The organism is Azospirillum brasilense, from assembly GCF_008365405.1.
Lineage (GTDB): Bacteria > Pseudomonadota > Alphaproteobacteria > Azospirillales > Azospirillaceae > Azospirillum > Azospirillum brasilense_D.
This window is the reverse complement of the sequence record NZ_QOKV01000001.1, coordinates 589206-603244: the sequence shown is the minus strand read 5'-3', so window position 1 is coordinate 603244 and position 14039 is coordinate 589206. Positions and strand designations below refer to the sequence as shown.

Here is a 14039-nt window from a genome sequence, read left to right as displayed (position 1 = left end):
CGGCAGGCGGACCTTCGGTCCGCCGAGAGCGGGTGAGGGTCGCACGAGGATCAAGGCGTTGCTTCCGGGCGATACCCTCACCCTTCCCACGCTTGCGCGCGGGCCCCTTCCCTCTCCCGGGGCGGGAGAGGGAGTCACTGCCCGCCAATCACGCGCCGGTGTGGACGTCCAGCGGGTCGTGATGCAGCGCCGAGGCATCGTGCGCGGCATCGACCGGCGGAAGCTCCACCGTCTGGGCGGCCAGCGCGGCGGCCACCGACGCGGCGGTGCTGTGGTCCACCGGCTGCGGCTGGGTCACCGTGTGGGACAGGACGTTGATGTCGCCCTCCCCAAGCGCCTGCGCCGTCGCCGGAGCCCAGGCGGCCTTGGCCGGGCTGCCGCCACCGTCGAACAGGCCTTCCTTGATGGCGTTGTACTTGGTCTGGTCGACCGTCTGCCAATCGTCCTTCAGGATGCCGCCGGTGTCGCCCGAGTTCGGGTTCCACGACCAGTAGGTCCAGCTCGCCCCTTCCTTGCCGGCGCCCAGGTCGTTGGTGCCGTTGCCGTCCAGGTCGCCGTTCATATAGTCGATCAGCTTGGCCATGTAGGCCTTGTCCTGATCGGTCTCCAGCTTGCCGCCGAACTCGCCGACCAGCACGGGCGCCTTGTCGTCCTTCAGCAGCCAGCCCCAATTGTCGGTGTACTGGCCCGGCAGGTTGTTCGGATAGTCGCTGGCCTTGAACCACTCCATCTCATGGATGGACGGACCGTAGGAGTGGACCGAATAGACCAGCTTGCCCGGATTGTCGAACTCGATCGGACGGTCCTTGGCGCCGCGCAGGTTGCCGCCCCACCACTCCCACTGGTTCTCATGGATTTCGACGCCCTCGACCAGCAGCAACCAATCCTTGTTCACGGACTGGATCTCGTTGCCGATGCGCTCCGCGGCCCAGGCCCAGTCGGTGGCCTTGTCGCCGCCGCCCCAGGTCGCCTGCCCGTGCGGCTCGTTGTGCAGGTCGGCACCGACCACCGTGTCGTTGCCCTTGTAGCGCTCGGCCAGCATCTTCCAGTTTTCGATCATCTTCGACTCCGGGTACTTGTCGTCGTACCACAGGCCGTTCTCGTTGGCCGACGCACCGTCGCTGGAGCGGTGGTGGTCGAGGATGACCTTCATGCCGATGCGCCCGGCGTAGTCGATCACCTTGTCCATGACCTCAAGCGGGGACTTGTTCGCGAGGTCGGGATTCTTGGAGGTGTCGATGCCCGTCGCCCGGTCGGCGTCCAGCGCCGCGTCGCTCCACGGCAGACGGATGGTGTTGAAGCCCATCTCCTTCATCTGCTCCATCATCCCCCAGTACCCGCGCATGTCCATGCCGTTGGGGTTGAAGACGAAGCCCTCGCCGCCGAACCAGTTGACGCCGGTCAGCTTGACGTTCTGGCCCGACGAATCGACGATCTGGTTGCCGTCCGTGTGCAGGAAGCCCTTGGCGATGCCCATTGTTCTCAGCCCTCGTTGCCATTCGCGTTGGGCCGGAGGCTGGCGGTTTATGGTTAACGAAATATTGCCAGGAATGTTGCTTAATTCCGGCAATCCAAGACATGTGTGACCATGTCCGGAAGGAAGGATTTTGAAGGCATTTGAGACAATGAAGACGCGTCGAGTGCTTGCGCTGTTTTGAAGCTGTTTATCCGGTCGGTCGGTCGGTTGTTTGGAAAAGCGTTCGGAAACGAAGGAGGGTTACCCGTCAGCCTTTTGCGTTCAGCGAATTTTGCGAATTCTTCCGCAGCAGCGAACGCGGATCGGCGAAACTTGTGCCCCCACCCCGGCCCTTCCCTGCGAAGCGGGGGAGGGCCGGGGTGGGGCAAAAGCTTCGCTCAAACCCCCAGATACCGGCCTTCCAGATGCCGCCGAAACACCGACGCGTCGAGCGGGCGCCCGGTGGCCGCCGTCAGCAGATCGTCACCGGACGCGTAGAGACAGCCCTTGCCGTGAACATTCTCCCCCAGCCACGCCACCAGCGGCCCGAGATCGCCGCGCGCCAGCGCCGGGCGGATGTCCGGATCGGTTTTCGCCGCGGCCTCGAACAGCTGGGCGGCGGTCATGGCGCCCAGCGTGTAGCTGGGGAAGTAGCCCCAGGCGCCGGACGGCCAGTGGATGTCCTGAAGGCAGCCCAGCCGGTCGTTCGGCGGCACTACCCCGACCAACTCCTTCATACCGTCGTTCCAGGCGCCGGGAAGGTCGGCCAAGGCCAAGTCCCCGGCGATCAGCGCCTTCTCCAGCCGGTAGCGCAGAATGATGTGCGCCGGGTAGGTCACCTCGTCGGCGTCCACCCGGATGAAGCCGCGCTCCACCCGGCTGTAGAGGCGGCGCAGGTTGTCCGGCTCCCAAGCCGGGCCGGAGCCGCCGAACGCCTCCTGCGCGACCGGGGCCAGCCAGCACAGGAACTCAGGGGAGCGGCAGGCCTGCATCTCCACGATCAGCGACTGGCTCTCATGCACCGCCATGCCGCGGGCCAGCCCGACCGGCTGACGCAGCCAGTCGCGCGGGCGGCCCTGCTCGTAAAGGGCGTGCCCCGTCTCGTGCATCACCCCCATCAGGGCCTTGGTGAAATCGTCCTCGTCGTAGCGGGTGGTGATGCGCACGTCGCCGGTGGCGCCGCCGCAGAAGGGATGCAGCGACACGTCCAGCCGCCCACGGGTGAAGTCGAACCCCGCCGCGCGCATCAGCCGCTCGCCCAGCGCCTTCTGGTTGGCGACGGCAAAGGGCCCCACGGGGCGCAGCGGCGCCTGCTCTGTGGCTTGACGATCGAGGACGCGCCCGATCAGCTCCGGCAGGAAGCCGGCCAGCCCGGCGAACAGTGCGTCGATCCGTTCGGAGCGGGCGCCCGGGTCATGCTCGTCCAGCATGGCGTCGTAGGGCGACAGCCCCATGGCCGCCGCCTTGGCCTCGCCGCACGCACGCACGCGGCGCAGCACCTCCGACAGGCTGGGCAGCAGCTTGGCGAAGTCGCTCTCCGCCCGCGCGGTGCGCCAAATCATCTCGCAGGCCGAGATCGCCTTGCTGGTCGCCTCGATCAGGTCGCCGGGAACGGCGGTGGCGTGGCGGTGGGTGCGCCGCATCTCCCGCAGGTTGGCCGCCTGCCAATCGTCCAGCCCGCCCGTGCCCTCTGCCTCCGCCAGCCAGTCGGCCAAGCGGGGATCGGTTTGCAGCTCGTGGGCCAGCACGGTCAGGGTGGCGGTCTGCTCCGCCCGCCCGTCGCTGGAGCCGTCGGGCATCATGGTCTGGCTGTCCCAGCCCAGGATGCCCAGGGCGTCGCCGATGGCGGCGATGCGGGCGAAACGGCGTTCCAACTCCCGATAGGCGGCTGTCATGAGGCGCAACTCCTAGGATGCCGGACCGGTCCTCCGGCGTTGGGACAGCACATAGACGACGACCAGCGTCGCGGCGAGGCTAAACCAGGTGAAGGCGTATTGCCTATGGTTGTTGGGCAACTCGACCAGTGGCTGAATCCCGTTCAGCATTCCAGTCTGCGGCGCGTTGCCGCGCGCCGGGTCGGGAATCATCTCGACCGCCAGCGGGGCGACCTTCTCCAGCCCGGCGGACGCCGCCATGGCCGGCGGGTCCAGCCGCATCCAGGATTCCGCCCCCGGCCGGTTGCCCGGCTGGAGCCAGCCGGCGGGCTGCGGCAGGCGGACCAGACCGGTGACGGTCACTGGCCCTTCCACCCGGCTCTCCGGACGGCTAGCCGGGGTGCGCTTGTCCATGGGCAGGAAGCCGCGGTTGACCAGCACCACGCCGCCGCCGTCCGCCGCCGGGCGCTGCAGCGGGGTCAGCAGCTCGTAGCCCGCCTGCCCCTGCCGGGGCCGGGCCACCAGCAGCAGTTCCTTGTCGTTCAGGAAGCGCCCGGTGACGGTCACCGGGCGGAACTCCAGCGCCTCCGGATCCGCGATGGCGGAGGGCAGCGGAATGGGGGCGGCGTGCAGCCGCTGCTCCACCCGACGGACGAGATCCTCCTTCCACGCCAGCCGCTGCATCTGCCATGTGCCCAGCCCCAGCATGACCAGGACGGCGGGCACGGTGATCAGCGTCGCCCACAGCGAGGGGCGGAAGCGGCGGGATTCAACGGCGGCGGTCATGGTCACGCGTCCGGGTCCTCCAGCTCGTTGCGGCGGTGGCGGTACTGGAGCGCCACGACGTAGGCCTTGGCCGGGCGCAGCATGCCGAGCGCCAGCCCAAGGACGACGATGCTCCAGACGATGGCGTGCAGCCACAGCGGCCAGTCCACCGTCATCGACACCCACAGCGCCACCGGCACGACCAGGAAGCCCAGGATGAAGATCAGGAACACCGCCGGCCCGTCGCCGCTGTCCTGCCGGGCGAGGTTCAGATTGCACACCGAACAGCGCTCGTTGACCGTCAGATAACCGTGGAACAGCTTGCCCCGTCCGCAGCGCGGGCAGGCGCAGCGCAGGCCCGCGGTCAGCGGCGACGGGCTGGTATGATAGGTGCTCAAATCATTCGCCTCCTTCCAGGAATGGGAAGCCCCTCTCCCCCGGTGGAGGAGAAGGGCTTCGCAAGGCGACAGGGGGGATCGTTCAGTGGCCGCTCGTGGCGCCCAGCGACCCCCACCAGTAGATCGACACGAACAGGAACAGCCAGACCACGTCCACGAAGTGCCAGTACCAGGCCGCCGCCTCGAAGCCGAAATGGCTCCGCGGGGTGAAGTGGCCCTTCATGGTGCGGAACCAGCAGACCGCCAGGAAGATGGTGCCGACGATCACGTGGAAGCCGTGGAAGCCGGTCGCCATGTAGAAGGTCGACGGGTAGATGCCCTGCGTGAAGCCGAAGGCGGCGTGGGCGTACTCCCAGCCCTGGAAGAAGGTGAACATCACCCCCAGCAGGACGGTCAGGCCCAGAGCGCGCGAGGCCTCCTTGTTGCGGCCCTCGAGGATGGCGTGGTGCGCCCAGGTGACGGTGACGCCCGACAGCAGCAGGATCAGCGTCATCATCAGCGGCAGGTGGAAGGTCTCCAGCACCGTGATGTTCGGCGGCGGCCAGACGCCCTGCGGGTTCTCGGCGAACACCTTGGGGTAGAGAGCCGCGTCGTAGAAGGCCCAGAAGAAGGCGGCGAAGAACATCACCTCCGAGGCGATGAACAGCGCCATGCCGTAGCGCAGGCCGATCTTCACCACCGGGGTGTGCGCCTTCTCGCGCACCGCCTCCTTGATGATGTCGCGCCACCAGCCGAACATCACGCCCAGGATGGACGCGAAGCCGAGGGCCGCCAGCAGCCAGCCGCCGCCGTGCATGTAGATGACCATGCCCGTCGCGAACAGACCGGCCGCGAAGGCGCCCAGCAGAGGCCACGGGCTCGGCTTCACCAGATGGTAGGGATGCGGGATGCCGGCGCCCTCCCCCGCGCCGTGCGCGGAGGCTGGGGGATGCGGCATGTGCGCGTGCGTGATGTCGGCCATCGTCTCTTTCCAACCCCGGTTTGTTTCGCCCGATTTCTTCGTTCAGCCCTAATTCTCTGTTCAGACTGTCTCTTTTTTACAGCGTTCTCAGTTCGCCGCGGTCCCGGTGCCTTTCGCACCCGCGGCCTGAGTTGCGTGCTGCGCCAGCACCTGGGTCTCGTCCTTGGCGCGGAAGAAGGTGTAGGACAGGGTGATGGTGGTCACATCCTCCATTGCCGGATCGTCGGCCAGGGCCGGATCGACGAAGAAGGCCACCGGCATGTCCACCGACTGACCGGGTTCCAGCACCTGCTCGGTGAAGCAGAAGCACTCGATCTTGTTGAAGTACTTGCCGACCTTGTCCGGCGTGACGTTGTAGAGCGCGGTCCCCACGGTGGCCCGGTCCGTCCGGTTGGCGGCCTGATAGGCGGCCAGCCCCATCTCGCCCAGCTTCACCGTCAGCTCCTTCTGCTCCGGCTTGAAGCGCCAGGGCAGCGACTGGTTCACGTCGGCGTTGAAGCGGACCTTGATGACGCGGTCGACCTGCCGCGCGGGGGCAGCGTCGGCCCGCTGGGTGGTGCCGCCGAAGCCGGTCACCTGGCAGAACAGCGCGTAGAGCGGCACCGAGGCGTAGGCGAGCCCGACCATCCCGAAGACGAGACCGAACAGCCCCGCCATGAACAGGCGGTTCTTCCGCCGGAGCCCCTTGTCGCTTTCAGGCCGGTCGCTCATGGCGCCGCTCCCTCCCCTTGCGTTGATCCGGTCGTGGTGGTCAGTGTCCGCCCATCCGCACCAGCGTGATGACGTAGAACATCACCACCAGCCCGATCAGCGCGGCCAGGACCGCGTAGTTGCGCCCGCGCAGCCGCTTGCGGCGTTCCTCGTGGGATTCATCCATGATCGTCATGCCCCGCCTCCGGTCGTCAGGATTCCGCTCACCAGATGCTCGCCCATCAGCAGGGCAAACAGCAGGAACAGGTAGAGGATCGAGAAGCCGAACATCCGCTTGGCCGGCTTGTCGTCGGTGGCGCGCAGCACGCGGACCGCGCACAGCACGAAGTAGGTGCCCAGCAGGCTCGACCCGATCAGATAGGCAAGGCCGCCGACGCCCAGGAAGTACGGCGCCACCGCCACCGGCAGCAGGACCAGCGTGTAGGCCAGCATCTGACGCTTGGTGGAGTCCGGCCCGGCCACCACCGGCATCATCGGCACCCCGGCGCGGGTGTAGTCGCCGTTGCGGAACAGCGCCAGCGCCCAGAAATGCGGCGGCGTCCACAGGAAGATCAGCAGGAACAGCAGGATGGAGGGCAACTCCACCCCGCCCGTCACCGCCGCCCAGCCGATCATCGGCGGGAAGGCGCCGGCGGCCCCGCCGATCACGATGTTCTGCGGCGTCCGCCGCTTCAGCCACATGGTGTAGACGAAGACGTAGAAGCCGATGGTCATCGCCAGCAGCGCCGACGCCGCCCAGTTGACCGCCAACCCCATCACCACGACCGACGCCGCGGCCAGGATCACCCCGAAGGCCAGCGCGTTGTCCGGCTCCACCCGACCCGACGGGATCGGGCGGCGGACGGTGCGCGACATCACCGCGTCGATGTCGCGGTCGTACCACATGTTGATGGCGCCCGAGGCCCCGGCCCCGACCGCGATGCACAGCACCGCCACCGCCGCCAGCACGGGGTGGATGTGGCCGGGCGCCAGCACGATGCCGGCCAGCCCGGTGAAGACCACGAGCGACATCACCCGCGGCTTCAGCAGTTCGATGTAGTCACCCGGCGTCGATCCGGAGACCGGACCTGTCGAGACCCGTTCAATGCTCAGGTCCGTCATACTTCACTATCCTCTGGCTTTTCGGCTCTTTGGCCGGAGGGAGCCTCCCAGGCACCCCCGGCGTCATGGTCACAACCGATACGTCACTTCACCTGCGGCAGCGTCTCGAAGGCGTGGAACGGCGGGGGCGAACTCACGGTCCACTCCAGCGTGCCGGCCTGCGGGCCCCAATAGGCGGCCTCGACCTTCTCGCCGCTGCGCAGGGTCTTGTACGCGATCCACACGAAGAGAAGCGTCGACGCAAAGGAGAGATAGGCGCCGAACGAGGAAACCATGTTCCAGCCGGCGTAGGCGTCCGGATAGTCCGGGATGCGGCGCGGCATGCCGGCCAGACCCAGGAAATGCTGCGGGAAGAAGACCAGGTTCACGCCGATGAAGGTCGTCCAGAAGTGAACCTTGCCCCAGAACTCCGGATACTGGCGCCCCGACATCTTGCCGATCCAGTAGTACCAACCGGCGAAGATCGAGAAGACCGCACCCAGCGACAGCACGTAGTGGAAGTGCGCGACCACGTAGTAGGTGTCGTGCAGCACGATGTCCATGCCGCCGTTGGCCAGCACCACGCCGGTCACGCCGCCGACCGTGAACAGGAAGATGAAGCCGAGCGCCCACAGCATCGGCACCCGGAACTCGATCGACCCGCCCCACATGGTGGCGATCCAGGAGAAGATCTTCACCCCCGTCGGCACCGCGATGATCATCGTGGCGGCGGTGAAGTAGGCCTTGGTGTCGACGTCCAGGCCCACCGTGTACATGTGGTGCGCCCACACCACGAAGCCGACCACGCCGATGGCGACCATCGCGTAGGCCATGCCGAGATAGCCGAACACCGGCTTGTGCGAGAAGGTCGAGACGATGTGGCTGATGATGCCGAAGGCCGGCAGGATCATGATGTAGACTTCGGGGTGGCCGAAGAACCAGAACAGATGCTGGAACAGGATCGGGTCGCCGCCGCCCTCCGGGTTGAAGAAGCTGGTGCCGAAGTTGCGGTCGGTCAGCAGCATGGTGATGGCGCCGCCCAGCACCGGCACGGCCAGCAGCAGCAGGAAGGCGGTCACCAGCATCGCCCAGACGAACAGCGGCATCTTGTGCAGCGTCATGCCCGGCGCGCGCATGTTGAAGATCGTGGTGATGAAGTTCACCGCACCCAGGATCGACGAGGCGCCCGCGAGGTGAAGGGCGAAGATCGCCATGTCCACCGACGGCCCGTTCTGGCCCAGCGTCGAGGACAGCGGCGGATAGATCGTCCAGCCGGTGCCCGCGCCCTGCCCCACGAAGGCGGAGCCCAGCAGCAGCAGGAAGGCCGGGACGATCAGCCAGAAGCTGATGTTGTTCAGCCGCGGAAAGGCCATGTCGGGCGCGCCGATCATCAGCGGCACGAACCAGTTTCCGAAGCCGCCGATCAGCGCCGGCATCACCACGAAGAACACCATGATCAGGCCGTGCGCGGTGATCAGCACGTTCCAGACCTGCCCGTCGCTGACGAACTGCATGCCCGGCGACTGGAGTTCCAGACGCATGATGACCGAGAACAACCCGCCGATCAGCCCGGCGATCACCGAGAAGATCAGGTAGAGCGTTCCGATGTCCTTGTGGTTCGTGGAGAAGAACCAACGCTCGACGAAGCCCGGCATGTGGTGGTCATGGTCATGCCCGTGGCCGTGTCCCTGCGCTTCCCCCGGATTGGCGTTTGCCATGTCTCTAACCCTCGCGTCGGCGGAATGATTTTTCTTTGAGGTGCCGCTGCATCCAAAGTGTGATTCTTACTGGACGGCTCCGGCGGACGCCACCTTTGAGGACTGCGCCTCGGCAACGTCGCGCTTGGTGTCGGGGGTCCCGTAAGCGGTCTTGGCCTTCTCGACCCACTGGTTGAAGGCTTCCTTCGACACGGCCTCGACCGCGATCGGCATGAAGCCGTGGTTGATGCCGCAGATCTCGGAGCACTGGCCGTAATAGACGCCTTCCTTCTCGATCCGCAGCCAGGTCTCGTTGGCGCGGCCCGGCACGGCGTCCTTCTTCACCCCGAAGCTCGGCACCGCCCAGGAATGGATGACGTCACCCGCGGTGACCAGCACGCGCACGGTCGTGCCGACCGGCAGGATGACGCGGTTGTCGACCTCAAGCAGGCGCTTCTGGCCGGGCTTCAACTCCGACTCCTGGATCATGTAGCTGGAGAAGGCGATGTTGCCGTGGTCGGGATACTCGTAGTCCCAGTACCACTGCCGCCCGGTGACCTTGATGGTCATCTCCGACTCCGGCACCCGCTCCGCCTGGTAGAGCAGCTTGAAGGAGGGCACCGCGATGACGATCAGGATGATGACCGGAATGACCGTCCAGGCGATCTCCAGCACCGTGTGGTGCGAGGTCGTGGACGGCACGGCGTTCTTCTTGGCGTTGAAGCGCAGCGCCACCCAGGCCAACAGCCCCGCCACGAAAATGACGATGGCGACGATGATCACCGTCAGCAGATCGTGGAACGAGTCCATGGCGTGCTTGACCGGCGTGGCCGCCTCCTGAAGCCCCAATTGCCAGGGATGGGGTTCGGCGGCGGAACCGGTCGCGGCAAATCCACACAAAGATGTCAGCGCCGCCAGAACGGCAGCGTTCAGGGTCTGCGTCTTCATCCCCACCCTCTTCGTTACCCGCCGCCCACGGTCGTGGACGGCGGTCGTCCCTTCCCGCCGGACCCGCCTTCGCCCCTGTTTCCCTGGTGCGTTCCACCCCTGTCGGGCGGTTGCGCGTCCGGGCGTTGCGACGGTGCCGGTCTATGCAGGGATCGTGCCGTTTGTGGGTGGCGCGGTCCCCGCAGCGCGAGCTTAACCCTGCACTGCGCTTGGGTACAAGTCAGGCGTCCCTACACGAAGGACATAGGCGCAATGCCGATTTCAAGCCCGCATCAGAACAGAAGTTGAGTTTCCGTATCGGCTTCGCACTGCGACAAGCTGTCGCAGTTTGATGGTACAGCGAATTGTCTCGGAAAATCAAGTTTTTAGGCTTGCACGCCTGGGTCGCGGGACGCAAGGGACCTTCCGCGGGCGGCGCCGTCCGGCCGCTGTCCGCGCTGCGGTATCCCTCCACCGTGTTAGAACGGAAAAGCTCCGGGGCCGTCAGTGCCCGCTGGTGATGACCTTGCGGATTCGGCGCACGCCGGACCAGACGAAGGCGATGACGATGGGAATCATCAGCCCGACGAGCAGGTCGGGATCGACCTTCATGCCGAGTCCCTTCAGCCCCTTGGCGGCGTAACCGACGATGCCGACGAGGTAGTAGCTGATCGCCACCACCGACAGCCCCTCCACCGTCTCCTGCAGGCGGAGCTGGAGCTGCGCCCGCTTGTCCATGGAGAGGAGAAGCTCGGCGTTCTGCCCCTCCACGGCGATCTCCACCCGGGTGCGCAGCAGGTCGCTGGCGCGGGCCACGCGCTGGGACAGCGCTTGCAGGCGCGATTCCACCGCCTCGCAGGTGCGGATCGCCGGGGCGAGGCGGCGGTCCATGAACTCGCCCACCGTGGGCAGCCCCTCGATGCGGATCTCGCGCAGTTCGACGATCCGCTTTTCCACGAGGTTGTAGTAGGCCCGCGCCGCGCCGAAGCGGTAGGCGGTCTCCGCCGCGATCTGCTCGGTCTGGGCGGCCAGCAGGGTCAGCCGGTCGAGCAGCTCCCGCTCGTCGTCCAGGCCGCGCAGGGTGGCGATGCGGGTGGTCAGGTCGGCCAGATCGGCCTCGATCGGGCCGATGCGCGGCAGCACGCCGCGCGCCACCGGCAGGGCCAGCAGCGCCATCACCCGGTAGGTCTCGATCTCCAGCAGGCGCTGCACGACGCGGCCCGCCTGGTTGGCGGTCATCGCGTGGTCGGCGATCAGGATGCGCGAGAAGCCGTCGCCATGGATGCGGAAGTCGGTCCAGGCCGTCGCCGCCCGCCCGGAGATGCGCGTGCCGATGTAGCTCGGCGAGCCGAACATCGCCGCCAGCATGTTGGCCGAGGGCTCCGGCGATTCGGCGTAGAGGACGGCGACATGGACGCCGACCATCAGTTCGCCCGGCAGTCCGGCCAGCCATTCCTTGGGCACCGCGTTCAGCGCCGGCTCCAGGAAGGGATCGACCAGCACGCCCGCCGGGGACGCGGCGCTGGGACGGAAGACGGTCCAGGTGGAGAATTCGGTGTGCCGCTCCCACTTCAGGCGGAAGCTGCCGAAGGAGCCGCTGTAATGGGTGGCCCCGGCGGGCGGGCGCGGCACGCCGGCCCAGTCGCACAGCTTCTCCAGATGCAGCCGGTCGGCCTCCGACGCGCCCTCCCCCGACAGCATCGCCAGCATGGTGGCGCGCACCGGGGTGGACAGCACCTCCGGCGGGCGGGTGTGCACCTCGTTGGTCAGCGTCACGCGCAGGGCGTGGTTCTTCAGGGGGTGGGCCAGGGAGCGGCCGGCGTCTCCGTTGCCGGTGCGGCCCATCGCCAGCGCGTCGTCGGTCATCGCGGCCATTCCCCTTCCAAGCCCCTTCCGCCCAGAGACGACGAGCCTTGCCGGATGGGCCGCCCGTCGCCACACTATATGTCTGATCTTAGACCACATCGCGGGTGCGGGTGCGAGAGCGCCGGTGCCGCATCGTTGTCCTACGATAGACCGATACCCCGGAGTCCCCATGAGCGCGCTTGCCGTCACCGACGATCTGTTCTTCAACCGCGCCGGCCTGGACCGTTCCCGTGTCGAGGGGGTGGTGGCCGACGCATTGCGGGGGGCGGACGACGGCGAACTGTATCTGGAATATGCGCAGAGCGAATCGCTGGGCTGGGACGACGGCAAGCTGAAGGCGGCCAGCTTCGACACCACCCAGGGCTTCGGCCTGCGCGCCATCGCCGACGAGGCGACCGGCTTCGCCCACGCCTCCAGCCTGTCGGAGGACGCCATCCGCCGCGCCGCCGCGACGGTGCGCGCCGTCCAGGCCGGGCACGCCGGCACCTTCGCCGAGCCGCCCGCCGGCACCAACCGCGCGCTCTACATCCCGGACAACCCCCTGCCCCTGGTCCCCTTCGAGGCCAAGGTGAAGCTGCTGGCGGAGATCGACGCCTACGCCCGGGCCAAGGACCCGCGGGTGCGGCAGGTTTCCTGCTCGATCAGCGGCGAGTGGCAGGCGGTGCAGATCATCCGCGCCGACGGGGTGCGGGTCGCCGACCTGCGCCCGCTGGTCCGGCTGAACGTCTCCGTCGTGGTGGCCGAGGGCGACCGCATGGAAACGGGCGGCCACGGCGGCGGCGGTCGCGTCACCTACGAACACTACATGCAGCCGGAGACGTGGCGGGCCTTCGTCGACGAGGCGCTGCGCTCGGCGCTCGTCAACCTGTCCTCCGTTCCCGCCCCGGCGGGCGAGATGACCGTCGTTCTCGGCAACGGCTGGCCGGGCATCCTGCTGCACGAGGCCATCGGTCACGGGCTGGAGGGCGACTTCAACCGCAAGAAAACCTCGGCCTTCGCCGGGCTGATGGGCCAGCGCATCGCCGCGCCCGGCGTGACCATCGTGGACGACGGCACCATCGAGAACAGCCGCGGCTCGATCACCGTGGACGACGAGGGCACCCCCGGCCAGTGCACGACGCTGATCGAGGACGGTATCCTGGTCGGCTACATGCAGGACCGCATGAACGCCCGGCTGATGGGGATGCGCCCGACCGGCAACGGGCGCCGCCAGAGCTTCGCCTGCCACCCCATGCCGCGCATGACCAACACCGTGATGCGCCCCGGCGCCTATGAGCCGGAGGAGATCATCAAGTCGGTCAAGAAGGGCCTCTACGCCAAGAACTTCGGCGGCGGGCAGGTGGACATCACCAGCGGCAAGTTCGTCTTCTCCGCCAACGAGGCCTATCTGATCGAGGACGGCAAGCTCGGCCCGGCGGTGAAGGGCGCCACCCTGATCGGCAACGGCCCGGACAGCCTGACCCGCGTGTCGATGATCGGCAACGACACCAAGCTGGACCCCGGCGTCGGCACCTGCGGCAAGGACGGCCAGGGCGTTCCCGTGGGCGTCGGCCAGCCGACCCTGCGCCTGGACGGCCTGACCGTGGGCGGCACGGCGGCCTGATCGCCCCACCGCTTCCCTTTCCCCATCGGAGGTTCCGCCCGTGTCGTCCCTCGCCCTGGTTTCGACCTTCTGCCCCGACCGCGTCGGTCTCGTCTCGGCGGTCACCGGCCATCTGTTCGGGCTGGGCGCCAACCTGCGCGACGCGACCTTCGCGGTGATGGGGTCCGGGGCGGAGTTCTCGGCGGTCTGCGAACTGCCCGACGGCGTCCCCGTCGGGGAGGTGCAGGAGGGGCTGGCCAGCCTGCCCGAACTGGCCGGCGCTCAGATCAAGGTCACGCCCTTCGACTTCGATCCCAACCCTGGCCCGCTCGCCCGCATCACCCACCGCGTGGAGGTGTCGGGCGGCGACCAGCCCGGCCTGATCGCCCGCCTGTCGGAGATCTTCACCCAGTTCGAGGCGAACATCGTCCGGCTGGACGCCCAGACCCTGCCGGAGCGGGAGGGCGGGCGTTACACCATCCGCTTCGCCGTCTCGATCCCGCCGGAGCGCGCCGGCACCTGCCTGTCCGCGATCGCCAACACCGCGGAGACGATGGGCCTGACCTGCACCGCCGAACCGCTTTGATCCCTCTCCCGCCCCGGGAGAGGGAGGGGCCCGCCGCGAAGCGGTGGGAGGGTGAGGGTGCCGTCAAGAAGCAGCGCCTGAGTCCTCGCAGGACCCTCACCCGGCCCTTCGGGCCACCCTCTCCCGAGGCGGGAGA

13 protein-coding genes are annotated in these 14039 nt (G+C 67.6%); 2 read left to right on the top strand and 11 right to left on the bottom strand.

Translation table 11 applies throughout. The annotated features are described in order from the left end of the window. Positions 1-148: 148 nt before the first annotated feature. From DS837_RS02875 to DS837_RS02830, 11 genes are all read right to left on the bottom strand, one after another. Complete coding sequence (locus tag DS837_RS02875) at positions 149-1477, bottom strand: glycoside hydrolase family 5 protein (RefSeq protein ID WP_149163324.1); 1329 nt, start codon at positions 1475-1477, stop codon at positions 149-151. Between the two features lie 377 nt (positions 1478-1854). Further along, positions 1855-3351: a carboxypeptidase M32 gene (locus DS837_RS02870; RefSeq protein WP_149163323.1), complete on the bottom strand. Its 1497-nt coding sequence runs from the start codon at positions 3349-3351 to the stop codon at positions 1855-1857. A 12-nt stretch (positions 3352-3363) separates the two neighbouring features. Then, the gene (locus tag DS837_RS02865) at positions 3364-4116 is read right to left on the bottom strand and encodes an SURF1 family protein (protein WP_149163322.1); all 753 of its coding nucleotides are present in this window, start codon (positions 4114-4116) and stop codon (positions 3364-3366) included. 2 nt (positions 4117-4118) lie between these two features. Next, a complete protein-coding gene (locus DS837_RS02860) occupies positions 4119-4493 on the bottom strand; it encodes a DUF983 domain-containing protein (protein ID WP_149163321.1) in 375 nt (124 codons plus the stop codon). 82 nt (positions 4494-4575) lie between these two features. Next, entirely contained in the window at positions 4576-5454 is an 879-nt protein-coding gene (locus DS837_RS02855; RefSeq protein WP_247889737.1) for a cytochrome c oxidase subunit 3, read from the bottom strand. A gap of 87 nt (positions 5455-5541) precedes the next feature. Then, on the bottom strand, positions 5542-6165 hold the full coding sequence (locus DS837_RS02850) for a cytochrome c oxidase assembly protein (RefSeq protein ID WP_149163320.1): 624 nt from the start codon (positions 6163-6165) through the stop codon (positions 5542-5544). Between the two features lie 40 nt (positions 6166-6205). Next, positions 6206-6340, bottom strand: coding sequence for a hypothetical protein (locus DS837_RS33015; RefSeq protein WP_256380051.1), 135 nt, complete (start codon positions 6338-6340; stop codon positions 6206-6208). Further along, positions 6337-7266, bottom strand: coding sequence for a heme o synthase (gene cyoE, locus DS837_RS02845; RefSeq protein WP_149163319.1), 930 nt, complete (start codon positions 7264-7266; stop codon positions 6337-6339). Before cyoE ends, DS837_RS33015 begins: the two co-directional genes overlap by 4 nt. An 83-nt stretch (positions 7267-7349) precedes the next feature. Further along, on the bottom strand, positions 7350-8963 hold the full coding sequence (ctaD, locus tag DS837_RS02840; protein WP_149163318.1) for a cytochrome c oxidase subunit I: 1614 nt from the start codon (positions 8961-8963) through the stop codon (positions 7350-7352). A 66-nt stretch (positions 8964-9029) separates the two neighbouring features. Continuing rightward, positions 9030-9890 (bottom strand): cytochrome c oxidase subunit II, encoded by an 861-nt coding sequence (gene coxB, locus DS837_RS02835; protein WP_149163317.1) that lies wholly within the window; start codon positions 9888-9890, stop codon positions 9030-9032. Between the two features lie 483 nt (positions 9891-10373). Further along, a complete protein-coding gene (locus DS837_RS02830) occupies positions 10374-11744 on the bottom strand; it encodes a DUF3422 family protein (RefSeq protein WP_345772108.1) in 1371 nt (456 codons plus the stop codon). Between the two features lie 160 nt (positions 11745-11904). Here DS837_RS02830 and tldD point away from each other — a divergent pair, with 160 nt between their 5' ends. Together tldD and DS837_RS02820 are read left to right on the top strand one after the other, a co-directional pair. After that, a complete protein-coding gene (tldD, locus tag DS837_RS02825) occupies positions 11905-13338 on the top strand; it encodes a metalloprotease TldD (protein ID WP_149163315.1) in 1434 nt (477 codons plus the stop codon). Between the two features lie 40 nt (positions 13339-13378). Continuing rightward, positions 13379-13903, top strand: coding sequence for a glycine cleavage system transcriptional repressor (locus tag DS837_RS02820; protein WP_149163314.1), 525 nt, complete (start codon positions 13379-13381; stop codon positions 13901-13903). Positions 13904-14039: the final 136 nt, after the last annotated feature.